Genomic DNA, 26137 nt, shown 5'->3' on the forward strand with positions numbered 1-26137 from the left:
GCGATGAACGAATCCCTGATCGAGATCCGCGACCTGCAGGTCGCCTTCAGCCACGGCGGCGCGCCGCAGACCGTGGTGCACGGCGTCAGCTTCGAGATCCGCCGCGGCGAGACCCTGGCGCTGGTCGGCGAGAGCGGCTCCGGCAAGTCGGTGACCGCCCACTCCATCCTGCGCCTGCTGCCACGCAGCAGCAGCCACCCGGGCGGCAGCATCCACTACGGCGGCGAGGACCTGCTCACCCTGCCGGAGCGGCGCCTGCGCGCGATCCGCGGCAACCGCATCGCCATGGTGTTCCAGGAGCCGATGACCTCGCTCAATCCGCTGCACACCGTGGAGAAGCAGATCGCCGAGGTGCTCGCCCTGCACAAGGGGCTGACCGGACAGGAAGCGCGCGCACGGGTGCTGGAGCTGCTGGAGCTGGTCGGCATCCCCGAGCCGGCCAAGCGCCTCAAGGCCTATCCGCACGAGCTGTCCGGCGGCCAGCGCCAGCGGGTGATGATCGCCATGGCGCTGGCCAACGAGCCGGAAATCCTCATCGCCGACGAGCCGACCACCGCGCTCGACGTCACCGTGCAGCTGAAGATCCTCGAGCTGCTCAAGGAGCTGCAGGCGCGCCTGGGCATGGCCCTGCTGCTGATCACCCACGACCTCAACCTGGTGCGGCGCATCGCCCAGCGCGTCTGCGTCATGCAGCGCGGGCGCATCGTCGAACAGGCCGAGTGCGCGCAGCTGTTCGCCGCGCCGCAGCACCCCTACACCCGGGAGCTGCTCAGTGCCGATCCCAGCGGCGGCCCGGCGGACAACCCGCCCGGCAAGCCGCTGCTGGTGGTCGACGACCTGCGCGTGTGGTTCCCGATCAGGAAGGGCATGCTGCGCCGCACGGTCGACCACGTCAAGGCGGTCGACGGCGTCAACTTCAGCCTGCCGCAGGGACAGACCCTCGGCATCGTCGGCGAGAGCGGCTCGGGCAAGTCGACCCTCGGCCTGGCGATCCTGCGCCTGATCGGCAGCCGCGGCGCGATCCGCTTCGCCGGGCAGAACCTCGACGGGCTCGACCAGCAGCAGGTGCGTCCGCTGCGCCGGCAGATGCAGGTGGTGTTCCAGGACCCGTTCGGCAGCCTGAGCCCGCGCATGTCGGTGGGCCAGATCATCGGCGAGGGCCTGGAGATCCACGGCATCGGCACGCCGGCCGAGCGCGAGCAGGCTATCATCGACGCACTCGTCGAAGTCGGCCTGGATCCGGCCAGCCGGCACCGCTACCCTCACGAGTTTTCCGGCGGACAGCGCCAGCGCATCGCCATCGCCCGGGCGCTGGTGCTCAAGCCGCAGCTGATCCTGCTCGACGAGCCGACCTCGGCGCTCGACCGCACGGTGCAGCGCCAGGTGGTGGAGCTGCTGCGCAGCCTGCAGCACAAGTACAATCTGACCTACCTGTTCATCAGCCATGACCTGGCGGTGGTCCGGGCCCTCAGCCACCAGCTGATGGTGGTGCGGCACGGCAAGGTGGTCGAACAGGGTGAAGCCGGCGCGATCTTCCATGCGCCGCAGCACCCCTACACACAGCAGCTGCTCGAAGCCGCCTTCATGGCGCCGGGCGCTGCCGATTAACCAGCAAGAGGAAGTACACAATGGGTTTCATGACCGGCAAGCGCGTGCTGATCGTCGGCGTCGCCAGCAAGCTGTCCATCGCCTCCGGCATCGCCGCCGCGATGCACCGCGAAGGCGCTGAACTGGCCTTCACCTACCAGAACGACAAGCTCAAGGGCCGCGTCGAGGAATTCGCCGCCGGCTGGGGCTCCAGCGCCGAGATGTGCTTCCCCTGTGACGTCGCCAACGACGACGACATCGCCCGCGTGTTCGAGGAGCTGGGCAAGAAGTGGGACGGCCTGGACTGCATCGTCCACTCGGTCGGCTTCGCCCCGGGCGACCAGCTCAACGGCGACTTCACCGAAGTCACCACCCGCGAAGGCTTCAAGATCGCCCACGACATCAGCGCCTACAGCTTCGTTGCCCTGGCCAAGGCCGGCCGCGAGCTGATGAAGGGCCGCAACGGCAGCCTGCTGACCCTGTCCTACCTGGGCGCCGAGCGCACCATGCCCAACTACAACGTGATGGGCATGGCCAAGGCCTCGCTGGAGGCCGGCGTGCGCTACCTGGCCGGCAGCCTCGGCCCGGAAGGCACCCGCGTCAACTGCATCTCCGCAGGTCCCATCCGCACCCTGGCCGCCAGCGGCATCGCCAGCTTCCGCAAGATGCTGGCCGCCAACGAGCGCCAGACCCCGCTGCGCCGCAACGTGACCATCGAGGAGGTCGGCAACGCCGCGGCCTTCCTGTGCTCCGACCTGGCCTCGGGCATCAGCGGCGAGATCATGTACGTCGACGGCGGCTTCAACACCACCGCCATGGGTGCGCTGGAAGAGTAAGCGCCCCGCCCCGGCCCGCCACCGCGCGGGCCGGTTTCCCCGCGGTGCGGCCGTCCGGCCAGCTCCCAGCTCCCAGCTCCCAGCTCCCAGCTCCCAGCTCCCAGCTCCCAGCAGCATGCCACCGAGCGCAGCGAGCGCCTGGCACGTGCGCTTTCTCCATCCCGGAATGTACAACGCCCCCTTGCGGAGGCGTTGCGGGTATCACCTGGACGCGTGACCGATCAGAAACGCTCGATCTTCGCCTCGGTCTGCAGCTGGCGCTGGAAGGCCAGGAAGTCCTGCTGGCCACTGCGCGAGGCGAGGAAGCGGCGATACATGGCCAGCTCCTCGGCCGACAGCTCGGCCTCGGCGGCGCTCACCCCGTTGAGGCGCAGCACCAGATAGTCGCCGTTGGCCAGCGACAGACCGGCGAAGCTCGGCTTGTCGGCCGCCTGCGGGCGCGGCAGGCGGAACAGCGCCTGCAGCACCTGCGGATCGACGCCCTCCTGGCTGCGGGTGGCCGCCTCGCTCACCTGCCAGGCCTCGCCGGACTCGGCCTGCACCACCGGCGTCTTGCCGGCGCGCAGCTCGGCCAGCAGCGCTTCGCCGCGAGTCTGCGCCGCGGCGGCCGCCCGCTCGCTGCGGATCCTCTCACCCAGCTTGTCGGCCAGTTGCTCCAGCGGCTGCTGCTCGGACTTGCGGTGCTCCTTGACGCGCAGGACCACCACGGTATCCGGATCCAGCTCGAGAGCACTGCTGTTGGCGCCCTCGGTAAGCACCTCGGGGCTGAAGGCGGCCTGCACCACCTGGCGATTGGCAGCGATACCCTCGCCACCCTCGCGGCCGAACGGCGCCGCCTGCTTGACCTCGAGACCCAGCTCCTGGGCCGGCTGGGCCAGGTCGGCCGCCTCGAACGCGGCGTCCTCCAGCTGCTTGCTGACCTCGACGAAACGCTGCTCGACCTGCTGCGCCTTGAGTTCGCGCACCAGTTGCGGACGCAGGCTGTCCAGGCTCGGCACCTCGGCGGCCTGCACGTCATCCAGACGGATCAGGTGCCAGCCGAACTCGCTCTTCACCGGCACCGATACCTGGCCCTTCTGGAGGGAGAACAGGGCATCCTCGAAGGCCTTGTCGTAGACCCCCTTGCCGGCAAAGCCCAGATCGCCGCCGTTGCCGGCCGAACCCGGATCCTGAGAGAACTCCTTGGCCAGGGCAGCGAAGTCCTCGCCCTTGTCGATGCGGGCCTTGAGCTCCTCGAGCTTGGCCTTGGCCTGCTCGTCGCTCATCTGGCCGCCGGCTTCCAGCAGGATGTGCGAGGCCTTGCGCTGCTCGCCGAGATTGGCGATTTCCTTCTCGTAGGCAGCCTGGACATCGGCATCGGCCACCTCGACCTGATCGAAGAAGGCGTCCTTCTTCAGCTCGACATACTCGACCTGCACCTGCTCGGGAGTCATGAACTCGCTGGCATGCTCGTCGTAGTAGGCCTTGACCTCGTCGGCGGATACCTCGACCTGCTCAGGGTGCGCCTTGATCGCCAGCGTGGCGAAGTCGCGAGTCTGCCGCTCGAGGGCGGCGAAGGCGCGCACCTCCTGGTCGGTGACGAAGCCGCTGCCGGCGAGGCCGGCGCGCAGCTGGCCGATGAGCATCTCCTCCTCCAGCAGCTGACGGAACTGCAGGCGGTCGTAGCCCATCTGGCGAATCACCTGATCGAAGCGATCGGGACTGAACTTGCCGTCCACCTGGAACTCGGGGGTGAGCAGGATCAACTGATCGAGCGCCTGCTGGGAGAAGCCGAAGCCGGCATCGCGGACCCCCTGCAGCAGCAGGGTGCGGTCGATCAGCGCCTTCAGCGCGCCCTCGCGCAGGAGCTTCTCGTCGAGCAGGGAGGCATCGAACTGCTCGCCCAGCTGCTGGGCCAGCTGCCGGCGCTGCATGTCCATCGCCCGATTCAGCTCGTTGAGGCTGACGCTCTCGCCGTTGACCTCGGCGGCATCCTGCTTGTTGCTGGTGGCGTTCATGATCGCGTCGAAGCCGGTCAGCGCCATGAGCACGATGATCACGCCGATGATGGTCTTGGCGATCCAGCCCTGCGAATTGTCCCTGATATTCTGAAGCATGCAGCCCCCCAAACGCGGCCGGCCCCCGCCCTGGCAGGCTCCGGCGTGGGTCTATGGCGGAGAAATAAAAGAAAGGCGCATCCGAGGATGCGCCTTCTCGATAGATGGCGGAGCGGACGGGACTCGAACCCGCGACCCCCGGCGTGACAGGCCGGTATTCTAACCGACTGAACTACCGCTCCGCAGCCGGACCAGCCAATGCGGTCCGGAAAAACTCAAACCCGGAAGACGCTCAGTTCACCGCATCCTTGAGGGCCTTGCCAGCCTTGAAGCCGGGGATCTTGGCCGCTTCGATCTCGATCGGCTTGCCGGTCTGCGGGTTGCGGCCGGTACGCGCGGCGCGCTCCTTGACGGCGAAGGTGCCGAAGCCTACCAGCACGACGGAGTCACCTTCCTTCAGGGCACCGGTGATGGAGTCGATCACGGCATCCAGCGCGCGACCGGCAACAGCTTTCGGGATATCAGCAGATGCGGCAATGGCATCGATCAGTTCCGACTTGTTCACTCTAAGTCCCCTTGATTCCTGTTGAGTTCGTAGTTCGTATCTTGACTGGTTGCAGCAATTATCAGGTGTGCCGTTAAGCTTGCCGACATGCGAGGAGGCGCTTTATATCAAGCGCCCGAAAAGAGTGTCAAGGAAGCCCAATGACTAGTGGGTGCTGATTCGCTCCTTGGCTTCAGCTTCACGCTTGTCATCCGCCCCTACCCGCTCGGGAGCCGCGTCAGACAAGGGCTCAGGCTTGTATTGCAGCGCAATCTGCAGGACTTCGTCAATCCATTTGACCGGCTTGATCTGCAGGTCAGCCTTGATGTTCTCCGGAATCTCCTTCAGATCGCGCACGTTCTCTTCAGGAATGATCACGGTAGTAATGCCACCGCGATGAGCCGCCAGCAGTTTCTCCTTGAGACCGCCGATGGCCAGCACCTGGCCGCGCAGGGTGATCTCCCCGGTCATGGCCACGTCGGCGCGCACCGGGATGCCGGTCACGGCGGACACCAGCGCAGTACACATGCCGATGCCGGCACTCGGACCGTCCTTGGGCGTGGCGCCTTCCGGCACGTGGATGTGGATGTCGCGCTTCTCGTGGAAGTCCGGGGCGATACCCAGGCTCTTGGCGCGGCTGCGCACCACGGTCAGCGCGGCAGTGATCGACTCGCCCATCACGTCGCCCAGCGAGCCGGTCTTGATCAGCTGACCCTTGCCGGGGACCACGGCCGCCTCGATGGTCAGCAGTTCGCCGCCCACCTGGGTCCAGGCCAGACCGGTCACCTGGCCGACCTGATCCTGCAGCTCGGCCTTGCCGAAACGGAACTTCTTGACACCCAGGTAGTGCTCCAGGTCATCGGGAGTCACGGTGACGCGGACGCTCTTCTCGCGGGCATGCTCCTTGACCACCTTGCGGCAGACCTTGGCGATCTCGCGCTCCAGGTTGCGCACCCCGGCCTCGCGGGTATAGAAGCGGATGATGTCGCGCAGGGCGTCCTCCTCGACGCTCAGCTCGCTCTTCTTCAGGCCGTTGGCGGCGGCCTGCTTGGGTACCAGGTACTTGGTGGCGATGTTGATCTTCTCCGCCTCGGTGTAGCCCGGCAGGCGGATCACCTCCATGCGGTCGAGCAGCGGCGCCGGGATGTTCATCGAGTTGGCGGTGCACAGGAACATCACGTTGGAAAGGTCGTAGTCGACCTCCAGGTAATGGTCGTTGAAGTTGTGGTTCTGCTCAGGATCGAGCACCTCGAGCAGCGCCGAGGCCGGATCGCCGCGCATGTCGCTGCCCAGCTTGTCGATCTCGTCGAGCAGGAACAGCGGATTGCGCACGCCGACCTTGGTCATCTTCTGGATCAGCCGGCCCGGCATCGAGCCGATGTAGGTGCGGCGGTGGCCGCGGATCTCGGCCTCGTCACGCACGCCGCCGAGGGCCATGCGCACGTACTTGCGGTTGGTCGCGCGGGCGATCGACTCGGCCAGCGAAGTCTTGCCCACCCCCGGCGGGCCGACCAGGCAGAGCACCGGCCCCTTCAGTTTCTTCACCCGCTTCTGCACGGCGAGGAACTCGAGGATGCGCTCCTTGACCTCCTCCAGGCCGTAGTGGTCGGCATCGAGGATCTCCTCGGCGCGCTTGAGATCGAGGCGCACCTTGCTCTCGGCCTGCCACGGCACGTTGGTCAGCCACTCGATGTAGGAGCGCACCACGGTGGCCTCGGCCGACATCGGCGACATCTGCTTGAGCTTGTTCAGCTCGGCATTGGCCTTCTGCAGCGCTTCCTTGGTCATGCCGGCGTTGTCGATGCGCTTCTTCAGCTCGTCGACCTCGCTGTGGCCCTCCTCGCCCTCGCCGAGCTCCTTCTGGATCGCCTTCATCTGCTCGTTGAGGTAGTACTCGCGCTGGCTGCGTTCCATCTGCTTCTTGACCCGGCCGCGGATGCGCTTCTCCACCTGCAGCAGGTCGATCTCGGCATCCAGCAGACCGAGCACGTGCTCGATGCGGGCCGTCAGGTCGGTGAGCTCGAGGATCTCCTGCTTCTGCTCGATGCGCAGCGCCATGTGCGCGGCCATGGTGTCGACCAGACGCGCCGGATCGTCGATGCCGGTCAGCGAGCCGAGCACTTCGGCCGGCACCTTCTTGCCCAGCTGCACGTACTGCTCGAACTGGCTCAGCAGACTGCGGCAGAACACTTCCGCCTCGCGTGCCGGCACGCTGCCCTCCTCGACCAGGCTCACCTCGGCGCGGGCGTGGCTGCCGGCATCGATGAAGCGCTCGACCGCTCCGCGCTGGCCACCTTCGACCAGCACCTTGACCGTACCGTCGGGCAACTTGAGCAGTTGCAGCACGCTGGCCAGGGTGCCCATGCGATACAGGGCTTCCGGGGCCGGATCGTCGTCCGCCGGATTCTTCTGCGCCAGCAGCAGGATCTGCTTGTCGGCGCTCATGGCCGCCTCGAGCGCCTCGATGGACTTTTCGCGACCGACGAAAAGCGGGATGACCATGTGCGGATAGACCACCACATCGCGCAACGGCAAAAGGGGCAACTCGATGATCGTGTTCATGCTTTCAACTCTTGCTAGGCCCGACTGCAGAGACTCACGGGCGTTGGACATGGCTTCAAGATGGGGGGGCAGGCGGGAAAAAACAAGCTTTGGCGGCGCACAGAAACAACAAAGGGGCCCGCAGGCCCCTCTGGAGTAGCTTACGCCTCGGGCGCAGCCTTGGCGGGTTGCTCGCTGCTCTGATAGATCAGCAACGGCTTGGAGCTGCCCTCGATGACGCTCTCATCGATGACCACCTTGCTGACGTCCTTGGCCGAGGGAATCTCGTACATGGTGTCGAGCAGGATACCCTCGAGGATCGAACGCAGGCCACGGGCGCCGGTCTTGCGCTCCAGTGCCTTGCGCGCCACCGCATGCAGGGCGTCGCTGCGGAACTCCAGTTCGACGCCTTCCATCTCGAACAGCCGCGCGTACTGCTTGGTCAGCGCATTCTTCGGCTCGGTGAGGATCTGCATCAGCGCCGCCTCGTCGAGTTCCTCGAGGGTGGCGATCACCGGCAGGCGACCGACGAACTCGGGGATCAGGCCGAACTTGACCAGATCGTCAGGCTCCACCTCGCGCAGGGACTCGCCGACCTTCTTGCCGGCCTCCTTGCTGCGCACCTCGGCATTGAAGCCGATGCCGCCCTTGGTCGAGCGATTCTGGATGACCTTCTCCAGGCCGGCGAAGGCGCCACCGCAGATGAACAGGATGTTGCGGGTGTCGACCTGCAGGAACTCCTGCTGCGGGTGCTTGCGGCCGCCCTGCGGCGGCACCGAGGCCACGGTGCCCTCGATCAGCTTGAGCAGCGCCTGCTGCACGCCCTCGCCCGACACGTCGCGGGTGATCGACGGGTTGTCCGACTTGCGCGAGATCTTGTCGATCTCGTCGATGTAGACGATGCCCATCTGGGCCTTCTCCACATCGTAGTCGCACTTCTGCAGCAGCTTCTGGATGATATTTTCCACGTCCTCGCCGACGTAGCCAGCCTCGGTCAGGGTGGTGGCATCGGCGATGGTGAAGGGCACGTTGAGCAGCCGGGCCAGGGTCTCGGCGAGCAGGGTCTTGCCCGAGCCGGTGGGACCGATCAGCAGGATGTTGCTCTTGCCCAGCTCGACGTCGTCCTTCTTCTCGCGCTGGCTGAGACGCTTGTAGTGGTTGTACACCGCAACCGCCAGCACCTTCTTGGCGCGCTCCTGACCGATCACGTACTGGTCGAGGATGGTGCTGATTTCCTTGGGCGCCGGCAACTTGTTGGCGTTGCTCTCGGCCTGGGCTTCCTGCACCTCCTCGCGGATGATGTCGTTGCACAGGTCGACGCACTCGTCGCAGATGAAGACCGAGGGACCGGCAATGAGCTTGCGTACTTCGTGCTGGCTCTTGCCGCAGAAGGAACAGTAAAGCAGTTTGCCGGTGTCCTCGCCGTTGCGGGTGTCAGTCATTCGATCAATCCAATCCGGTAGGCATGAACACAAGATGAAGACAATCGCGGGCTTTTTCAAGCCCGCGACATGGCCGGTAACACCCCGGCCGGAGACAGGTGGCGGGAATCAGACGGGCAGCTGGCGCTTGCTCAGCACCTGGTCGATCAGGCGGTAGTTGACCGCTTCCTCGCCGCTCATGAAGTTGTCGCGATCGGTATCGCGGGCGATCACGTCGATCGGCTGGCCGGTATGCGCCGCCAGGATGCGGTTGAGACGCTCGCGGATGGTGAGAATCTCGCGGGCATGGATCTCGATGTCCGAGGCCTGGCCCTGGAAGCCGCCCAGCGGCTGGTGGATCATCATCCGCGAATGCGGCAGGCAGTAGCGCTTGCCGGCGGCACCGCCGGCCAGCAGCAGTGCGCCCATGCTGCAGGCCTGACCGATGCAGATGGTCGACACGTCCGGCTTGATGAACTGCATGGTGTCGTAGATCGACATGCCGGCGGTCACCGAGCCGCCCGGCGAGTTGATGTACAGGTGGATGTCCTTGTCCGGGTTCTCCGCCTCGAGGAACAGCAGTTGGGCCACCACCAGGTTGGCCATGTAGTCCTCGACCGGACCGACCAGGAAGATCACTCGCTCCTTCAGGAGGCGCGAGTAGATGTCGTAGGCGCGCTCGCCACGGGCCGACTGCTCGATCACCATGGGCACCAGGCCGCCAGCGGCCTGCACGTCGAGCTGCGTATCAAATGAATTGCGGAACATTCCCGGTCACTCCCTATCAGATATGTCCATAGACACATAAGCCAGCGCGAGGCTGGCTTATGTAGGACTCTAACAATTGCAGAGGTCTTTATTCGGCCTTCGGAGCTTCCGCCGGCTTGACCGCTTCCTCGTAGGAGACCTGCTTGTCAGTGACATTGGCCTTTTGCAGGACAGTATCCACGACTTGTTCTTCCAGAACAACCGAGCGGACCTCGTCCAGCTGCTGGGCGTTCTTGTAGTACCAGGCCACCACCTGCTCCGGCTCCTGATAGGCGGACGCCATTTCCTCGATCAGCTCACGGACACGAGCCTCGTCCGGCTTGATCTCGAACTGCTTGACCACCTCGGCGACGATCAGCCCCAGAGCGACACGACGCTTGGCCTGCTCCTCGAAGAGCTCTGCCGGCAGCTGCTGCGGATCGATGCTGCCACCGAACTGCTGGACGGCCTGCACACGCAGACGGTTCACTTCGTTGCCGATCAGCGCCTTCGGCACCTCGACCGGATTGACGGCCAGCAGCCCCTCCATCACCTGGTTCTTGACCTTGGACTTGATGGCCTGACGCAGTTCGCGCTCCATGTTCTTGCGCACCTCGGCACGGAAGCCGTCGACGCCACCTTCCTTGACGCCGAACAGGGCGAAGAACTCCTCGTTCAGCTCAGGCAGCTTCGGCTCGGCGACCGCGTTGACGGTCACGGAGAACTCGGCGGCCTTGCCGGCCAGGTCGAGGTTCTGGTAGTCCTCGGGGAAGGTCACGTTCAGCACGCGCTCTTCACCGGCCTTGGCGCCGACCAGGCCATCCTCGAAGCCCGGAATCATGCGACCGGAGCCCAGCACCAGCAGGGTGCCCTTGGCGCTGCCGCCGGCGAACACTTCGCCGTCGACCTTGCCGACGAAATCGATGTTCAGCTGGTCGCCATTCTGCGCTTCGCGCTCGACCGCCTCGAAGCGGGTGTTCTGCTTGCGCAGGATCTCGAGCATGTTGTCGACATCGGCATCGCCCACTTCCGCCTGCAGACGCTCGACGGCGATGGACTCGAAGCCGGCGGCCTGGAACTCGGGGAACACTTCGAAGGTGGCGACGTACTCCAGCGCCTGGCCTTTTTCGAAGACCTTGGGCTCGACGGACGGCGCACCTGCCGGATTCAGCTTCTCCTGCACCACGGCCTCATAGAAGGTGGCCTGGATCAGGTCGCCCAGCGCTTCCTGGCGGGCGGAGTCCTCGTAGCGCTGGCGGATGATGCTCATCGGCACCTTGCCGGGACGGAAGCCAGGAATCTTGGCGCGACGGGCGGTCTGCTGCAGACGCTTGTTGACTTCGGTCTCGATGCGCTCGGCAGGCACACCAACGGTCATGCGACGCTCGAGAGCGGAGGTGGCTTCAACAGAAACTTGCATGGATAATCCTCGTTGCACAGACAAAGCCGGCCCTACCGGCCCCATAAATAGGGCATGCATTCTATTAGGTGATTTCGCAGAAGTCACCCGGTGGCCGACAGAAAAGGCACAGGGCAAAAGCGTCAGGTGGAGGAATGCCGACCGCGCTGCAGAAGGACTGCCAGCCACGGAACGGAACCATCGAAAGAGCAGACATCCTGACGAGAGATGGTGCGGACGGCGAGACTCGAACTCGCACACCTTGCGGCACTGGAACCTAAATCCAGCGTGTCTACCAATTTCACCACGTCCGCGCGACGGGAGCAGAAACGAAAACGCCAGGCTAGGCCTGGCGATTCGGAATATGGGGTGGACGATGGGAATCGAACCCACGACACCAGGAGCCACAATCCTGTGCTCTACCAACTGAGCTACGCCCACCATATTGCATCACTTACATCAAGCACCGACTGGCGCGCCCGGCAGGACTCGAACCTGCGACCATCCGCTTAGAAGGCGGATGCTCTATCCAGCTGAGCTACGGGCGCGTTTGTGGCGGCAACCCTCTAGCCGGATCCGAAGAAAATCCTGCGATTCTCCTCGAGGTGTCTGACCACCGGACCAGCCACCAGCTTTGTTTTGCTGAGGGGCTGTGCTTGTTAAGCGAGGCACATGTTATAGAGACCGCCACCTGTCGTCAACGGTTTTTTTGAAAATTTTCAAACACATAGCTCCACCCGACGGGTTTGGCACACCAGCTGCCTTTGCCCGACCGCCGCCGCGTGCGAGAATACTCCACCTTCTTCACTGACTCTCACGGTTCTCCCAGCGTCATGACCGCACAACTGATCGACGGCAAAGCCATCGCCGCCCGCCTCCGCCAACAGATCGCCCAGCGCGTAGCCGAGCGCCGCCAGCAAGACCTGCGCATCCCGGGACTGGCCGTCATCCTGGTCGGCAGCGACCCGGCCTCCCAGGTGTACGTCGCCCACAAGCGCAAGGACTGCGAGGAAGTAGGCTTCATCTCCCGCGCCTATGATCTGGATGCCAGCACCTCGCAGGAGGATCTGCTGCAGCTGATCGACACGCTGAACGCAGACCCGGCGGTCGATGGCATCCTGGTCCAGCTGCCGCTGCCGCGCCATCTCGATGCGTCCCAGCTGCTCGAACGCATCCACCCGGACAAGGACGTCGACGGCTTCCATCCGTTCAACATCGGCCGCCTGGCCCAGCGCATGCCCGTGCTGCAGCCGTGCACGCCGAAAGGCATCATGACCCTGCTGAAGAGCACCGGCGTCGACCTGCACGGCCAGCACGCAGTGGTCGTCGGCGCCTCCAACATCGTCGGCCGCCCGATGGCTCTCGAGCTGCTGCTGGCCGGCTGCACCACTACCGTGACCCACCGCTTCACTCGCGACCTCGCCAGCCACGTGCGCCAGGCGGACATCGTGGTGGTCGCTGTCGGCAAGCCGGGCCTGGTCAAGGGCGAATGGATCAAGGAAGGAGCCATCGTCATCGATGTCGGCATCAACCGCCTGGTCGATGGCCGTCTGGTCGGCGACGTCGACTTCGAGGCCGCCGCTGCCCGCGCCAGCTGGATCACCCCCGTGCCGGGCGGCGTGGGACCGATGACCCGCGCCTGCCTGCTGGAGAACACCCTCTACGCCGCGGAGCAACTGCACGACTGAGCCGCGCCGCGCGTGCGTGGCGCCGGGACGCATGCCTCGCGCCACACATCCCGGAAAAGAAAAAACCCGGCCAAGGCCGGGTTTTTTCATGCGCAGTCCGCAGGGATTACTGCTGGACCTGCGCTTCCACTTCCGCTTCCACGCGACGGTTGATGGCGCGACCGGCATCGGTGGCGTTGTCGGCCACCGGACGGGACTCGCCGTAACCCACGGAGCTCACGCGAGAGGAGGACACGCCATACTGGTTGACCAGCACCTCGCGCACGGCAGCGGCGCGACGCTCGGACAGCTTCTGGTTGTAGGCGTCGGTACCCACGGAGTCGGTGTGACCTTCCACTGTGGTGGAGGTCTGCGGGTACTGGTTCATGAAGTCGGCCAGGTTCTGGATGTCGGCATAGCTTTCCGGCTTGACCTTGGCCTTGTCGAAGTCGAACTTCACATCCAGCTCGACACGCACCACTTCCGGAACCGGTTCGGCGACCGGGGCCGGTTCTTCAGCCACCGGAGCGGCAGCGACCGGAGCCGGTGCCGGGGCGGAGCCGCCACCGAAGTTCATGCCGACGCCGACGCCGGCCATCCACTCGGAATTGCCCTGATCGATGTTGTGCATGCCGTCGACACCGGCCTTGGCGAACAGGTTCTCGGTGAAGTAGTACTTCACACCAGCGCCGAGGTTGGCGAAGGTGCTGGTGTCACGACCGCTGCGATCCGGCTGACCGATGCTCTGGTGGGCAGCACCGGCGGAAACGTAGGGGCGCAGACCCACACCCGGGGTACCGAAGTGGTAGGCCGCATCGAGAGAAGTCAGCTCGCCTTCGATGTTCTTGCTGCCGCTAACCGCGCCCACACCATCGTAGACGCCATGCGACAGGTTCAGGGAGACATCGTCGGTCAGGAAGTAACCGATACCGGCACCGTAGAGCGCACCCTCATCAAGGCCGGTCTGAGTATCGGGCTCGTAGTACTTGGCGAACGCGTCCACTTCTACCGCGCCCTGGCCTTGGGCCATTGCGCCAATGGAAGAAGCGGCAATCAGGGAGCCGATGACTACGCTCAAGGTGTTTTTCAGTTTCATCCGTTAAATCCCCAGCAGGAAAAATTATAGCTGCATGATTTCGACAGGCAGCCAAGCGAAAAGTTTAGCACGACATCAATCCGGTCGAAATTTCTCGCGACAATCACTCTGCGGCAGGATCGGCAAATTTCTCGCGCAGACGATCCAGCGCCCGCTTGTAGCGCATCTTGGTGGCACTCAGCCCCATGTGCATGATGTCGGCGATTTCCTGGAACTCCAGCTCGGCGACGAAGCGCAGCACCAGGATTTCCCGATCGATCGGATTGACATGCACCAGCCAGCGGTCCAGCCCACCCCGCTCCTCGGCCTTCGGCGCACGCTCCTCGGAGGCCTCCTCCTGAGGATCGAGACTGAGCGCATCCAGCAGGCGGCGCTTGCGGCGCTCCTTGCGGTACTGGGTGATGCACTCGTTGTAGGTGATGCTGTACAGCCAGGTCTTGAACTTCGACTTGCCCTCGAAGTTCTTCAGGCCGTAGAGAACCTTCAGCATGACCTCCTGGCAGACATCGTCGGCATCCCGCTCGTTGCCCAGGTAACGCGCACAGACATTGAACAGAGTGCGCTGGTAGCGGCGCATCAGCTCCTCGTAGGCACGGGTGACGTGGAACAGCTCGCCATGCGCCCGCTGCACCAGCTCCTCGTCGGTGAGCTGGTGCGGGTCGTAGCGCGGAGACAGGGAGTGGGGCTTGTTCAAGCGAGGCAGACCGGCCGCGATTCGGAAAAGGCAGCCTGCACGAGACAGATCTGCCGGGATGGTCGCCTAATTTAGCAGAAAAGGGCCGGCACCGCCGCGCCTCAGCGACTGACGACCCGCCGCGACAGCAGCAGCCGGTTGCACAGCGTGACCAGCTCGCCATCGCCGGTATGCAGGATGGTCTTGACCGTGCCGATCTCCTCGATCACGCCTTCGACGTCGCCGACGCGGATCCGCTGCCCCACCTCGTAGAGTTCGCGCAGGTAGATCCCGGCGATGATCTGTCCGACCACCTCGCGGCTGCCCAAGCCCAGGGCCAGTGCCAGGGCCAGGGCGACCGCCGACAGCACGATGGCGATGACCAGGTTGAGCAGATCGGTCTTCACCTCGAGCTGACCGATGGCCACCGAGATGCTGATGATGATCACCAACCCCTGGGCCAGACGCCCCAGGCTGCCGCCGTACTCGAGCCCCACGCCGTCGGCGGCGCCGCGCACCAGACGCCCGGCCAGCTGAGCCAGCAGCACGCCAGCCAGCAGCACCATGGCGGCGCCGAACACCTTGGGCAGGTAGAGGGCGAACAGGTCGAGGGTCGCCGAGACGCGCTGCAACCCCAGCGACTCGGCGGCCGAGACGAGGAACACCAGCAGCACGAACCAGTAGACCACCTTGCCGACCAGGGTCGACACCGCGGCCTGGATGCCGCCGCGGGCCAGCAGCTTGGTCAGCCCCGCGCCTGCCATCAGGCGGTCGAGACCGAGCTTGGCCAGCAGCTTGGAGAACAGGGTGTCGAGCAGCTTGGCAACGATGAAGCCGAGCAGCACCACCACCAGCGCGCCGAGCAGATTGGGGATGAAGCCCGCCAGCTTGCTCCACAGGGTGCTCATCGCACTCAGCAGACTCTGGGTCCAGATATCGAATTCCATGCGTCACTCAGCCTTATGCGCCGCACGCGCGGCAGGATGCAGTCGCCGGGTCGCCGGCACCTTGCGGACCGTGCCACTCTCGAGGCCGATCATCAGTGCCTCGAACCAGTGCCCCAGCAGCTTGAACAGGTCGCCCGCACCGACCTGGCGGTTGGCGGCCTTGAGCACGCGATCCAGCCGGGCGCTGTCGGCCGACTCGGCCGGAGCGCCACGCAGCAGGTCGCGCAGTGATTCTTCGAAGGGATCGTGCATACCGACCTCCACGGTGTCTCAGCACAAGACGTCACAGGCGTGAGCCGGGTCACATCAGAGCCAGCGCATGCGGCGAAACAGCCAGCCCTGGAACAGGGCGATGCCAGCCATCAGCAGGCAGACCAGCAGGAAGCCGTAGGGATGCTCGGCGCCGGGCACCCCGCCGACGTTGATGCCGAGCAGGCCCGTGACGAAGGTCATCGGCATGAAGAAGCCGGTGATGATGCCGAGCAGATACATGGTGCGGTTCATCCGCTCGGTCACCCGCCGATGCTCGGCCTCCTGCAGCAGGCTGACCCGCTCGCGCACCAGCTCGAGTTCCTCGAGGTGGCGGGTCAAGCGGTTGTGCAGCTCGTTCCAGTAGGCGGTATCGCTGTCCGCGAACCAGGACAGCGGGTTGCGCGCCAGCTGGGCATAGATCTCGCGCTGCGGCGCCAGGTAACGGCGCAGACTGGCAGCCCGCCGCCGCAGGGCCAGCAGCAGATGACGGTCGGGCACCCCCTTCTCGTTCTGCTCGAGGGTTTCCTCGAGTTCGTCGAGCTGCTCGGCAATGCCCGCGACCAGCACATCCACCCCGTCGGTCAGCGCATGGGCGAGAAACAGCATGGCCTCCGAGGCCGTCTTCGGCCCGTCGCTGCGCTCGAAGGCGTCGCACAACGCGCCAGCCGCCTTGACCGGCCGCATGCGCAGGGAGATCACCTGGCGGGCATCGGCATAGATGCGCAGCGCCACCATGTCTTCCGGCGCAGCACCGGGATTGAGATTGACCCCGCGCAGGAACAGCAGCAGGCGCTCCCCCCCCAGCAGCACCAGGCGCGGGCGCGTCGCCTCTTCCAGCAGCAGATCGCAGGCGAATTCGCCGAGGCCGCCGGACGCGCGCAGCCAGCGCTGCGCCGCAGGCACGCTGCGATCCCAGTGCAGCCAGAGGCTTTCCTGGGGGCGCAGATCGAGCACCGTCAGCTCGTTGCGACGGATCCGCTGCGCACCGCCCTCGCCGTCCAGCACGAAGCCGTAGACCAGCCCGCGCTCGTCGTCACCCTCGAAGGACTGCATCGTCTCTCCAGCGGCTGCAGCCGCCAGGCCGGGTCAGCCCGGGCTGGCGGAGCCCTGCCCGCTTATTCGGGCATCTTCAGCTCTTCGTGAGACACGATGATGCCGTTGTTGTCGGCGTAGATGTAGTGGCCCGGGGTGAAGGTGACGCCACCGAAGGTGACCTCGACGTTGAGGTCGCCGATGCCGCGCTTCTCGGTCTTCATCGGGTGGGCGGCCAGTGCCTGCACGCCGAGATCGGTCTGTGCGATCACGTCGACATCACGGATGCAGCCGTACACCACGATGCCTTCCCAGCCGTTCTTCGCCGCCTTCTCGGCCAGCATGTCGCCGAGCAGGGCGCGACGCAGCGAGCCGCCGCCGTCGACCACCAGCACCTTGCCGCGACCATCCTGCTCGACCTGCTCCTTGACCAGCGAGTTGTCCTCGAAGCACTTGATGGTGACGATCTGGCCACCGAAGGAATCACGGCCGCCGAAGTTGCTGAACATCGGTTCGACCACGTCGACGTAGGGGTAGGCATCGCACAGATCGGGGGTCACGTATTGCATGTCAGGTTCCTTGCGTTAGAGATCGACGCCACTGCGACTGCCATCATGGAGCGGCGGCAACCGCGGCAGCGGCGAACAGACAGCATTGATGGCACAAGCCCTGGCCAGCACAACCTCGCCTGCCCGGACACAGCACCATTCCTGCCGACGATCCTAGCCACAACGGCGCCAGCAGGGAACTAGGCAAACGTATGGGATTCCTCGCCCATCGTCTGCGGCAGCTGCCGGTGACGCAGCCAGTGCTCGAGCAGCGGCCAGATCTCGCGCGCGGCATGGCGCCCTGCCAGCAGCCCGGCATGCCCATAGTCCTCGGCGAAACCTTCGGCCCGCCCCAGGCGCAGGTAGGCGCGCCGCGAGGAGCCGAAGCACTCGAGCAACTGCCGGCAGGCCTGTGCCGGATCGGTGTGATCGCCCGCCCCGGCCAGCGCCAGCACCGGTACCTCCACTGCAGCCAGCGCTGCCGCCCAGTCCTGGCGCCCGTCGGCGAAGCGACCGAACGGACCGTACCAGCGCAGGGCGTCGCAGGCGATGCCGGCAGGCTCGTCCTCGGGACCGAGGCCAAGCCAGCCACCGCCCACCTGTTCGCGGCGGCGCAGCCACAGGCGCGCCCCCCAGCTCAGCGGCGGCAGCTTGAGCGACCAGTGCAGGTGACGGATCTGGCAACCCAGCAACACCAGCGAGGCCACCCGCATCGCCGCCAGGTGCGCACCGGCCAGGGCGGCGGCGATGCTCAGGCCGCCCAGCGAGTGGCCCAGCCAGTGCGCCGGTTGCGCGCACTGCTCGTCGACGAAAGCGGCGATGGCCGGCAGATCGAAGCGCGCGTAATCCGCCACGCGGTTGCTCCGATACAGGCGATTGCGCGGCGACAGACCGTGGCCGCGCATTTCCGCCAGCCAGACGTCGAAGCCGGCCCGCGCCAGCCAGGCGCCCAGGCCATGGCCATGGGCCGTGTACCAGCAGCGTCGGTTGGCGAAGGCGCCATGCAGCAGCACCAGTGGCTCACCGCGCCGCGCGGCGGCCGCGTGACCGAGACGGGTCAGCGCCAGCGCGACAGAGCCGTCGGGGCTGTTGCCGGGCTTGAGGAGATAGACGTCTTCGGTGAGGTCGCCACGCAGCTCGGCGCTGACCAGGGCGACGGGAAAGAGTTTGCTGCTGCTCTGCATGCCATTCTTTTTCTGTACGCACGAAAAGGGCGGGATTGCCCCGCCCTTTTCCTACCGCTTCAGGACCTTGCTCAGGCCTGGCCTTCGGCGAGGAAGAACCAGGTATCGAGCACCGAGTCCGGGTTCAGCGACACGCTGTCGATGCCCTGCTCCATCAGCCACTTGGCCAGATCCGGGTGGTCGGACGGGCCCTGGCCGCAGATGCCGATGTACTTGTCGGCCTTGCGGCAGGCCTGGATGGCGCTGGACAGCAGTTTCTTCACTGCCGGATTCCGCTCGTCGAACAGGTGGGCGATGATGCCGGAGTCGCGGTCCAGGCCCAGGGTCAGCTGGGTCAGGTCGTTGGAGCCGATGGAGAAGCCGTCGAAGTGCTCGAGGAACTCCTCGGCCAGCAGCGCGTTGGACGGCAGCTCGCACATCATGATCACGCGCAGGCCGTTTTCGCCACGCTTGAGACCGTGGCTGGCGAGCAGGTCGATGACCTGCGAAGCCTCGCCGACGGTGCGCACGAACGGGATCATGATCTCGACGTTGGTCAGGCCCATCTCGTTGCGGACCTTCTTCATCGCCCGGCACTCGAGCTCGAAGCAGTCGCGGAAGCTCTCGCTGATGTAGCGCGAGGCGCCGCGGAAGCCGAGCATCGGGTTCTCTTCTTCCGGCTCGTAGAGCTTGCCACCGATCAGGTTGGCGTACTCGTTGGACTTGAAGTCGGACATGCGCACGATGACCTTCTTCGGCCAGAAGGCCGCGGCCAGGGTGCTGATGCCCTCGACCAGCTTCTCGACGTAGAAGCCGACCGGATCGTCGTAGCCGGCGATGCGCTTCTCGACGCTGTCCTTGATCTCCGCCGGCAGGCTGGCGAAGTTGAGCAGCGCCTTGGGGTGCACGCCGATCATGCGGTTGATGATGAACTCCAGACGCGCTAGGCCGACACCGGCGTTGGGCAACTGGGCGAAGTCGAAGGCGCGGTCCGGGTTGCCGACGTTCATCATGATCTTGAACGGCAGCTCGGGCATGGCGTCCACCGAGTTCTGGCGGATGTCGAAGCCCAGCGCGCCTTCGTAGATCAGGCCGGTGTCGCCTTCGGCGCAGGACACGGTCACTTCCTGGCCGTCCTTCAGCACGCTGGTGGCGTTGCCGCAGCCGACCACCGCCGGGATGCCCAGCTCGCGGGCGATGATCGCCGCGTGGCAGGTACGTCCGCCGCGGTTGGTGACGATGGCGCTGGCGCGCTTCATGATCGGCTCCCAGTCCGGGTCGGTCATGTCGGAAACCAGCACGTCGCCCGGCTGCACCTTGTCCATCTCGGCGATGTCGTGGATCACCACCACCTTGCCGGAACCGATGCGCTGACCGATGGCGCGGCCCTCGACCAGCACCTTGCCCTTCTCCTTGAGCAGGTAGCGCTCCATCACGTTGTTGGCGCGGCTCTTCACGGTTTCCGGACGAGCCTGGACGATGTACAGCTTGCCGTCGTCGCCGTCCTTCGCCCACTCGATGTCCATCGGGCGGCCGTAGTGCTTCTCGATGATCAGCGCCTGCTTGGCCAGCTCGGTGACCTCGGCGTCGGTGAGGGCGAAGCGCGCGCGATCGGCGCGGTCGACGTCGACCACCTTGACCGAACGGCCGGCCTTGGCCTCGTCGCCGTAGACCATCTTGATCGCCTTGCTGCCCAGATTGCGGCGCAGGATGGCGGGACGGCCGGCCTCGAGGGTCGGCTTGTGCACGTAGAACTCGTCGGGGTTCACCGCGCCCTGCACCACGGTCTCGCCGAGACCGTAGGCACCGGTGATGAACACCACGTCGCGGAAGCCGGACTCGGTGTCGAGGGTGAACATCACCCCGGCGGTGCCGGTCTCCGAGCGCACCATGCGCTGCACGCCGGCGGACAGGGCGACCAGCTTGTGGTCGAAGCCCTGGTGCACGCGGTAGGCGATGGCGCGGTCGTTGAACAGGGAGGCGAACACTTCCTTGGCGGCGCGGATCACGTTGTCGACGCCGCGGATGTTGAGGAAGGTTTCCTGCTGGCCGGCGAAGGAGGCGTCCGGCAGGTCCTCGGCGGTGGCGGAGGAGCGCACGGCCACGGCCATGTTGTCGTTGCCGGCGGCCATCTCGGCGAAGGCCTTGCGGATGTCGGCATCCAGCTGGGCGGGGAACTCGGCGTCCATCACCCACTGGCGGATCTGCGCACCGGTCTTGGCCAGGGCGTTGACGTCGTCCACGTCCAGCGCGTCGAGCGCGGCATGGATGCGTTCGTTGAGGCCGCTCTGCTCGAGGAAGTCGCGGTAGGCCTGGGCCGTGGTGGCGAAACCGCCAGGTACGGAAACGCCCGCGCCGGCGAGGTTGCTGATCATCTCGCCCAGCGAGGCATTCTTGCCCCCTACGTGCTCTACATCGTGGACGCCGAGCTTATCGAGGGAAACTACGTACTCTACCAAGGTGACCTCTCCCCTATGTGGTGTATGCGCAAACCGCATTCTGGTCGGGCCCTGCTTGTGGCCGAGCCCCGGAAAATAAGTGACAATGCCGCCGTACGGCACACCGGGCGCTCCTGCGCGTCCGTGGATCCAGCCGGGACAACTCCCATCGCAAGGCCAGGCGCCCATGAAACGCACCGCTTTCTTCATCTCCGACGGCACCGGCATCACCGCCGAAACACTCGGCCAGAGTCTGCTGGCGCAGTTCGAGAACATCAACTTCCACAAACTGACCCGGCCGTACATCGATACCGTGGAAAAAGCCCGTGCGATGGTACAACAAATCAACGCCGCTGCCGAGGCGGACGGCGTGCGGCCGATCATCTTCGACACCATCGTCAACCGCGACATCCGCGAGGTGCTATCGCACTGCAACGGCTTCATGGTCGACATCTTCTCGACCTTCCTCTCGCCGCTGGAGCAGGAACTGGCCTCGCACTCCTCCTACTCGGTGGGCAAGTCGCACTCGATCGCGCACAATCCCAACTACATGGAGCGCATCGACTCGGTGCACTTCGCCCTCGACAACGACGACGGCGCCCGCACCCACTACTACGGCAAGGCCGACCTGATCCTGGTCGGCGTGTCGCGCTGCGGCAAGACCCCCACCTGCCTGTACATGGCCCTGCAGTACGGCATCCGCGCCGCCAACTACCCGCTGACCGAGGACGACATGGAGCGCCTGCAGCTGCCTGCCGCCCTCAAGGAGCACAAGGGCAAGCTGTTCGGCCTGACCATCGATCCCGACCGCCTGGCGGCGATCCGCAACGAGCGCAAGCCCAACAGCCGCTACGCCAGCTACGCCCAGTGCGAGTTCGAGGTCCGCGAGGTGGAGAGCCTGTTCCGCCGCGAGAACATCCCGTTCATCAATTCCACGCACTTCTCGGTGGAGGAAATCGCCGCCAAGATCCTGGTGGAAAAGGGCGTCGAACGCCGCCTCAAGTAACTCCGGCAGGTTCGACGGCACCGAAGGAAAAGGCCCGAAACCCGGGCCTTTTCCTTTTTTGCAGCGCAGGCGCGTTGCTTAGAAGACGTCGCCCGGCACGCGGACGAAACCTTCCATCAGCACGCGGGCGCTGCGGCTCATCACCGCCTTGGTGGCGGTCCACTCGCCGTCGACGATCTCGGCCGCCGCGCCGACGCGCAGGATACCGGACGGATGGCCGAAGGTGACCGCGTCGCGCTGGCCGCCACCGGCCGCCAGGTTGACCAGGGTGCCCGGCACCGCCGCAGCGGTGGCGATGGCGACCGAGGCGGTTCCCATCATGGCGTGGTGCAGCTTGCCCATCGACAGCGCGCGCACGCAGCAGTCGATCTCGCCGGCGGCCACGGTCTTGCCGCTGGAGGCGACGTAGTCGGTGGCCGGCGCGACGAAGGCGATCTTCGGCGTGTGCTGGCGGGCAGCCGCTTCGGCGATGTCGGCAATCAGGCCCATCTTCAGCGCGCCGTAGGCACGCATGGTCTCGAAGCGGGCCAGCGCCTCGGCGTCGGCGTTGATGTCCTTCTGCAGCTCGGTGCCGGTGTAGCCGATGTCGGCGGCGTTGACGAAGATGGTCGGGATGCCGGAGTTGATCATGGTGGCCTTGAAGGTGCCGACGCCCGGCACTTCCAGGTCGTCCACCACGTTGCCGGTGGGGAACATCGAGCCTTCGCCGTCGGCCGGATCCATGAACTCGATGACCACCTCGGCAGCCGGGAAGGTCACGCCATCCAGCTCGAAGTCGCCGGTTTCCTGCACCTGGCCGTCGGTGATCGGCACGTGGGCGATGATGGTCTTGCCGATGTTCTTCTGCCAGATGCGCACGGTGCAGATGCCGTTCTGCGGGATGCGCGCAGCATCGACCAGGCCGCCAGCGATGGCGAAGGCGCCGACCGCCGCGGTCAGGTTGCCGCAGTTGCCGGACCAGTCGACGAACGCCTTGTTGATCGCCACCTGACCGAACAGGTAGTCGACGTCATGCTCCGGCTGCTCGCTCCTGGCGACGATCACGGTCTTGGAGGTGCTGGAGGTCGCGCCACCCATGCCGTCGATCTGCTGGCCGTACGGATCGGGGCTGCCGATCACCCGCAGCAGCAGCTTGTCGCGGGCCTCGCCCGGCACCTGGCAGCGCTCGGGCAGGTCCTGCAGACGGAAGAACACACCCTTGCTGGTGCCACCACGGATATAGGTGGCAGGAACGCGAATCTGGGGTACATGCGCCATGGGAATCTCGTCCTCATGAGACCGCGCCGCCGGACGGCGGCGCGGGGATGGAAGTGCGCGGACTGCCGGCCCGGCCGCCGTGCGCGGACCGGACCGGCAGGAGCGATCAGGCCTGGCCGAGGAAGTCCTTGGCGAAACGCTGCAGCACGCCGCCGGCCTGGTACACGCTGACTTCGGCGGCGGTGTCGAGGCGGCAGGTCACCGGCACGCGGGTTTCTTCGCCAGTGCGCTTGCGGATGACCAGGGTCAGGTCGCAGCGCGGCGACAGCTCGCCCTCGATGTCGTAGGTCTCGGTGCCGTCGAGGCCGAGGGTCAGGCGGGTGGTGCCCGGCTTGAACTCGACCGGCAACACGCCCATGCCGACCAGGTTGGTACGGTGGATGCGCTCGAAGCCTTCGGCGACGATCACTTCCACGCCGGCCAGGCGCACGCCCTTGGCCGCCCAGTCGCGCGAGGAGCCCTGACCGTAGTCGGCACCGGCGACGATGATCAGGTTCTGCTTGCGGTTCATGTAGGTTTCGATGGCTTCCCACATGCGCATGACCTGGCCTTCCGGCTCGACGCGGGCCAGCGAGCCCTTCTTCACCTGGCCGTCGACCACGCACATCTCGTTGACCAGCTGCGGGTTGGCGAAGGTGGCGCGCTGGGCGGTCAGGTGGTCGCCGCGGTGGGTGGCGTAGGAGTTGAAGTCCTCCTCCGGCAGGCCCATCTTGGCCAGGTACTCGCCGGCCGCCGAGCTGGCCAGAATGGCGTTGGACGGCGACAGGTGGTCGGTGGTGATGTTGTCCGGCAGGATCGCCAGCGGACGCATGCCCTTGAGGGTACGCTCGCCGGCCAGCGCGCCTTCCCAGTACGGCGGACGGCGGATGTAGGTGGACATCGGGCGCCAGTCGTACAGCGGGCTCTTGGCTTCCTCGATGCTGCCCAGGTCGAACATCGGGATGTAGACCTGCTTGAACTGCTCCGGCTTCACCGAGGCGGCGACGATGGCGTCGATCTCCTCGTCGGACGGCCACAGGTCCTTCAGGGTGATCGGGTTGCCGTTCGCATCAAAGCCCAGCGCGTCCTTCTCGATGTCGAAGCGCACGGTACCTGCGAGGGCGTAGGCGACCACCAGCGGCGGCGAGGCCAGGAAGGCCTGCTTGGCGTACGGGTGGATACGGCCGTCGAAGTTGCGGTTGCCGCTCAATACGGCGGTGGCGTACAGGTCGCGGTCGATGATTTCCTGCTGGATCTGCGGATCCAGGGCGCCGGACATGCCGTTGCAGGTGGTGCAGGCGTAGCCGACGATGCCGAAGCCGAGCTTCTCCAGTTCCGGCAGCAGGCCGGCCTCTTCCAGGTACAGCCTGGCGACCTTGGAGCCCGGAGCGAAGGAGGTCTTGACCCACGGTTTGCGCACCAGGCCCAGCTCGTTGGCCTTCTTGGCCAGCAGGCCGGCGGCGACCACGTTGCGCGGGTTGGAGGTGTTGGTGCAGCTGGTGATGGCGGCGATGATCACCGCACCGTCCGGCAGCAGGCCCTCGGCTTCCTCGGCGCGGGCGGCGGCCAGCTTGGCCTCGTCGGCGATGCCGCGCTCGTGCAGGGCCGAGGTCGGCAGGCGGCGGTGCGGGTTGGACGGGCCGGCCATGTTGCGCACCACGCTGGACAGGTCGAACTCGAGCACGCGCTCGTATTCGGCGCCGGTCAGCGCGGAGGCCCACAGGCCGGTCTCCTTGGCGTACTGCTCGACCAGGGCGACCTGCTCCGGCTCACGACCGGTCAGCTTGAGGTAGTCGATGGTCTGCTGGTCGATGTAGAACATCGCCGCGGTGGCGCCGTACTCCGGGCACATGTTGGAGATGGTGGCGCGGTCGCCGATCGACAGGCTGTCGGCGCCCTCGCCGAAGAACTCGACGTAGGCACCCACCACGCGCTCCTTGCGCAGGAACTCGGTCAGCGCCAGGACGATGTCGGTGCAGGTGATGCCGGGCTGGTGCTTGCCGGTCAGCTTGACGCCGACGATGTCGGGCAGGCGCATCATCGACGGATGGCCGAGCATCACGGTCTCGGCTTCCAGGCCGCCGACGCCGATGGCGATCACGCCGAGGGCGTCGACGTGCGGGGTGTGCGAGTCGGTACCGACGCAGGTATCCGGGAAGGCCACGCCTTCGCGGGCCTGGATCACCGGCGACATCTTCTCCAGGTTGATCTGGTGCATGATGCCGTTGCCGGCCGGGATCACGTCGACGTTCTTGAATGCGGTCTTGGTCCACTCGATGAAGTGGAAACGGTCTTCGTTGCGGCGGTCTTCGATGGCGCGGTTCTTGGCGAAGGCGTCCGGATCGAAGCCCGGGGCTTCCACGGCCAGCGAGTGGTCGACGATCAGTTGGGTCGGCACCACCGGATTGACCTTGGAGGGGTCGCCGCCCTGTTCGGCAATCGCATCGCGCAGACCGGCCAGGTCGACCAGCGCGGTCTGACCGAGGATGTCGTGGCAGACCACGCGGGCCGGGTACCACGGGAAGTCCAGGTCACGCTTGCGCTCGATGATCTGCTTCAGCGAGTCGGTCAGCATGGCCGGCTCGCAGCGGCGCACCAGTTGCTCGGCCAGCACACGCGAGGTGTACGGCAGCTTGTCGTAGGCACCCGGCTGGATGGCTTCGACGGCCGCGCGGGTGTCGAAATAGTCCAGGCTGGTGCCGGCCAGTTGCTTGCGATATTCAGTATTCATTGGGCGGAGACTCAATCGGTTAACGATCGTTTGTGGAACCGGCAGGGGAGCCCCTCGTAGGGACTCCCCCGTTCCAGATCAGCGCTGCGCCAGCGGCGGCACGGCGCGCGGCTCGACGCCGATGTACTCGGCGCTCGGACGGATGATGCGGTTGTTGGAACGCTGCTCGAACACGTGGGACGCCCAGCCGGTGACCCGCGAGCAGACGAAGATCGGGGTGAACAGCTTGGTCGGGAT

The 26137-nt window shown here is 65.8% G+C and carries 21 protein-coding genes and 4 tRNA genes; 4 read left to right on the forward strand and 21 right to left on the reverse strand.

Translation table 11 applies throughout. The features are described 5' to 3' along the window. Positions 1–3 precede the first annotated feature (3 nt). On the forward strand, positions 4–1608 hold the full coding sequence (locus E5198_RS05105; RefSeq protein WP_136488936.1) for an ABC transporter ATP-binding protein: 1605 nt from the start codon (positions 4–6) through the stop codon (positions 1606–1608). Positions 1609–1628: 20 nt separating this feature from the next. Further along, on the forward strand, positions 1629–2423 hold the full coding sequence (fabI, locus tag E5198_RS05110) for an enoyl-ACP reductase FabI (protein WP_136488937.1): 795 nt from the start codon (positions 1629–1631) through the stop codon (positions 2421–2423). 221 nt (positions 2424–2644) lie between these two features. Here fabI and E5198_RS05115 read toward each other — a convergent pair whose 3' ends face one another. The 10 genes from E5198_RS05115 to E5198_RS05160 all read right to left on the reverse strand — a co-directional run bounded on the left by E5198_RS05115 (position 2645) and on the right by E5198_RS05160 (position 11659). Beyond that, on the reverse strand, positions 2645–4519 hold the full coding sequence (locus E5198_RS05115) for a SurA N-terminal domain-containing protein (protein WP_136488938.1): 1875 nt from the start codon (positions 4517–4519) through the stop codon (positions 2645–2647). A gap of 105 nt (positions 4520–4624) precedes the next feature. Continuing rightward, positions 4625–4701: transfer RNA gene (locus E5198_RS05120), tRNA-Asp, on the reverse strand. A 50-nt stretch (positions 4702–4751) separates the two neighbouring features. Beyond that, positions 4752–5024, reverse strand: a complete 273-nt coding sequence (hupB, locus tag E5198_RS05125; protein WP_090215941.1) for a nucleoid-associated protein HU-beta — start codon at positions 5022–5024, stop codon at positions 4752–4754. A 144-nt stretch (positions 5025–5168) separates the two neighbouring features. Beyond that, complete coding sequence (gene lon / locus E5198_RS05130; RefSeq protein ID WP_136488939.1) at positions 5169–7565, reverse strand: endopeptidase La; 2397 nt, start codon at positions 7563–7565, stop codon at positions 5169–5171. Positions 7566–7705: 140 nt separating this feature from the next. Next, positions 7706–8986 carry an ATP-dependent Clp protease ATP-binding subunit ClpX gene (gene clpX / locus E5198_RS05135; RefSeq protein WP_136488940.1) on the reverse strand — a complete coding sequence of 427 codons (1281 nt, stop codon included), beginning with the start codon at positions 8984–8986 and terminating at the stop codon, positions 7706–7708. A 108-nt stretch (positions 8987–9094) separates the two neighbouring features. Continuing rightward, positions 9095–9733 (reverse strand): ATP-dependent Clp endopeptidase proteolytic subunit ClpP, encoded by a 639-nt coding sequence (gene clpP / locus E5198_RS05140; protein ID WP_136488941.1) that lies wholly within the window; start codon positions 9731–9733, stop codon positions 9095–9097. A gap of 88 nt (positions 9734–9821) precedes the next feature. Next, on the reverse strand, positions 9822–11132 hold the full coding sequence (gene tig / locus E5198_RS05145) for a trigger factor (RefSeq protein WP_168772477.1): 1311 nt from the start codon (positions 11130–11132) through the stop codon (positions 9822–9824). 208 nt (positions 11133–11340) lie between these two features. Further along, positions 11341–11425: transfer RNA gene (locus tag E5198_RS05150), tRNA-Leu, on the reverse strand. A 51-nt stretch (positions 11426–11476) separates the two neighbouring features. After that, a tRNA-His gene (locus E5198_RS05155) sits at positions 11477–11552 on the reverse strand. Positions 11553–11582: 30 nt separating this feature from the next. Next, positions 11583–11659: transfer RNA gene (locus E5198_RS05160), tRNA-Arg, on the reverse strand. Between the two features lie 285 nt (positions 11660–11944). On the opposite strand from E5198_RS05160, the gene folD reads away from it, so the two are divergent. After that, a complete protein-coding gene (gene folD, locus E5198_RS05165) occupies positions 11945–12799 on the forward strand; it encodes a bifunctional methylenetetrahydrofolate dehydrogenase/methenyltetrahydrofolate cyclohydrolase FolD (RefSeq protein ID WP_136488943.1) in 855 nt (284 codons plus the stop codon). A 106-nt stretch (positions 12800–12905) separates the two neighbouring features. Here folD and E5198_RS05170 read toward each other — a convergent pair whose 3' ends face one another. The 8 genes from E5198_RS05170 to ppsA form a co-directional block, all read right to left on the reverse strand. Then, entirely contained in the window at positions 12906–13874 is a 969-nt protein-coding gene (locus E5198_RS05170) for an OmpA family protein (protein ID WP_136488944.1), read from the reverse strand. A gap of 103 nt (positions 13875–13977) precedes the next feature. Then, positions 13978–14568 (reverse strand): RNA polymerase sigma factor SigX, encoded by a 591-nt coding sequence (gene sigX, locus E5198_RS05175; RefSeq protein ID WP_136488945.1) that lies wholly within the window; start codon positions 14566–14568, stop codon positions 13978–13980. A 101-nt stretch (positions 14569–14669) separates the two neighbouring features. Continuing rightward, entirely contained in the window at positions 14670–15494 is an 825-nt protein-coding gene (locus tag E5198_RS05180) for a mechanosensitive ion channel domain-containing protein (protein WP_136488946.1), read from the reverse strand. Between the two features lie 3 nt (positions 15495–15497). After that, complete coding sequence (locus tag E5198_RS05185; protein WP_136488947.1) at positions 15498–15746, reverse strand: CrfX protein; 249 nt, start codon at positions 15744–15746, stop codon at positions 15498–15500. 54 nt (positions 15747–15800) lie between these two features. Then, positions 15801–16799 carry a zinc transporter ZntB gene (locus E5198_RS05190; RefSeq protein ID WP_136488948.1) on the reverse strand — a complete coding sequence of 333 codons (999 nt, stop codon included), beginning with the start codon at positions 16797–16799 and terminating at the stop codon, positions 15801–15803. A gap of 62 nt (positions 16800–16861) precedes the next feature. After that, entirely contained in the window at positions 16862–17347 is a 486-nt protein-coding gene (rraA, locus tag E5198_RS05195) for a ribonuclease E activity regulator RraA (protein WP_136488949.1), read from the reverse strand. Between the two features lie 179 nt (positions 17348–17526). Next, entirely contained in the window at positions 17527–18510 is a 984-nt protein-coding gene (locus tag E5198_RS05200) for an alpha/beta fold hydrolase (RefSeq protein WP_136488950.1), read from the reverse strand. Positions 18511–18581: 71 nt separating this feature from the next. Then, complete coding sequence (gene ppsA / locus E5198_RS05205; protein ID WP_136488951.1) at positions 18582–20948, reverse strand: phosphoenolpyruvate synthase; 2367 nt, start codon at positions 20946–20948, stop codon at positions 18582–18584. Between the two features lie 166 nt (positions 20949–21114). On the opposite strand from ppsA, the gene E5198_RS05215 reads away from it, so the two are divergent. Continuing rightward, on the forward strand, positions 21115–21933 hold the full coding sequence (locus E5198_RS05215; RefSeq protein ID WP_136488952.1) for a pyruvate, water dikinase regulatory protein: 819 nt from the start codon (positions 21115–21117) through the stop codon (positions 21931–21933). Between the two features lie 78 nt (positions 21934–22011). On the opposite strand, the gene prpF is transcribed toward E5198_RS05215, so the two are convergent. From prpF to E5198_RS05230, 3 genes are all read right to left on the reverse strand, one after another. Next, positions 22012–23190, reverse strand: coding sequence for a 2-methylaconitate cis-trans isomerase PrpF (gene prpF / locus E5198_RS05220; RefSeq protein ID WP_136488953.1), 1179 nt, complete (start codon positions 23188–23190; stop codon positions 22012–22014). Positions 23191–23296: 106 nt separating this feature from the next. Beyond that, positions 23297–25900 carry a Fe/S-dependent 2-methylisocitrate dehydratase AcnD gene (acnD, locus tag E5198_RS05225; RefSeq protein WP_136488954.1) on the reverse strand — a complete coding sequence of 868 codons (2604 nt, stop codon included), beginning with the start codon at positions 25898–25900 and terminating at the stop codon, positions 23297–23299. A 78-nt stretch (positions 25901–25978) separates the two neighbouring features. Further along, on the reverse strand, positions 25979–26137 hold a 159-nt coding region (locus tag E5198_RS05230), incomplete at its 5' end, for a citrate/2-methylcitrate synthase (RefSeq protein ID WP_305956029.1).

Origin of the sequence: Pseudomonas sp. A-1 (assembly GCF_004801855.1) — a bacterium.
In the GTDB taxonomy this organism is placed as follows: domain Bacteria; phylum Pseudomonadota; class Gammaproteobacteria; order Pseudomonadales; family Pseudomonadaceae; genus Geopseudomonas.

What these genes read in the sequence shown, in the direction of transcription:
- lon (WP_136488939.1), bottom strand. Translation starts at nt 7,565, where the DNA reads ATGAACACGATCATCGAGTTGCCCCTTTTGCCGTTGCGCGATGTGGTG.
- tig (WP_168772477.1), bottom strand. Translation starts at nt 11,132, where the DNA reads ATGCAAGTTTCTGTTGAAGCCACCTCCGCTCTCGAGCGTCGCATGACC.
- clpP (WP_136488941.1), bottom strand. Translation starts at nt 9,733, where the DNA reads ATGTTCCGCAATTCATTTGATACGCAGCTCGACGTGCAGGCCGCTGGC.
- E5198_RS05180 (WP_136488946.1), bottom strand. Translation starts at nt 15,494, where the DNA reads ATGGAATTCGATATCTGGACCCAGAGTCTGCTGAGTGCGATGAGCACC.
- folD (WP_136488943.1), top strand. Translation starts at nt 11,945, where the DNA reads ATGACCGCACAACTGATCGACGGCAAAGCCATCGCCGCCCGCCTCCGC.
- fabI (WP_136488937.1), top strand. Translation starts at nt 1,629, where the DNA reads ATGGGTTTCATGACCGGCAAGCGCGTGCTGATCGTCGGCGTCGCCAGC.
- prpF (WP_136488953.1), bottom strand. Translation starts at nt 23,190, where the DNA reads ATGGCGCATGTACCCCAGATTCGCGTTCCTGCCACCTATATCCGTGGT.
- E5198_RS05215 (WP_136488952.1), top strand. Translation starts at nt 21,115, where the DNA reads ATGAAACGCACCGCTTTCTTCATCTCCGACGGCACCGGCATCACCGCC.
- E5198_RS05200 (WP_136488950.1), bottom strand. Translation starts at nt 18,510, where the DNA reads ATGCAGAGCAGCAGCAAACTCTTTCCCGTCGCCCTGGTCAGCGCCGAG.
- E5198_RS05185 (WP_136488947.1), bottom strand. Translation starts at nt 15,746, where the DNA reads ATGCACGATCCCTTCGAAGAATCACTGCGCGACCTGCTGCGTGGCGCT.
- E5198_RS05170 (WP_136488944.1), bottom strand. Translation starts at nt 13,874, where the DNA reads ATGAAACTGAAAAACACCTTGAGCGTAGTCATCGGCTCCCTGATTGCC.
- E5198_RS05115 (WP_136488938.1), bottom strand. Translation starts at nt 4,519, where the DNA reads ATGCTTCAGAATATCAGGGACAATTCGCAGGGCTGGATCGCCAAGACC.
- E5198_RS05190 (WP_136488948.1), bottom strand. Translation starts at nt 16,799, where the DNA reads ATGCAGTCCTTCGAGGGTGACGACGAGCGCGGGCTGGTCTACGGCTTC.
- rraA (WP_136488949.1), bottom strand. Translation starts at nt 17,347, where the DNA reads ATGCAATACGTGACCCCCGATCTGTGCGATGCCTACCCCTACGTCGAC.
- clpX (WP_136488940.1), bottom strand. Translation starts at nt 8,986, where the DNA reads ATGACTGACACCCGCAACGGCGAGGACACCGGCAAACTGCTTTACTGT.
- acnD (WP_136488954.1), bottom strand. Translation starts at nt 25,900, where the DNA reads ATGAATACTGAATATCGCAAGCAACTGGCCGGCACCAGCCTGGACTAT.
- E5198_RS05105 (WP_136488936.1), top strand. Translation starts at nt 4, where the DNA reads ATGAACGAATCCCTGATCGAGATCCGCGACCTGCAGGTCGCCTTCAGC.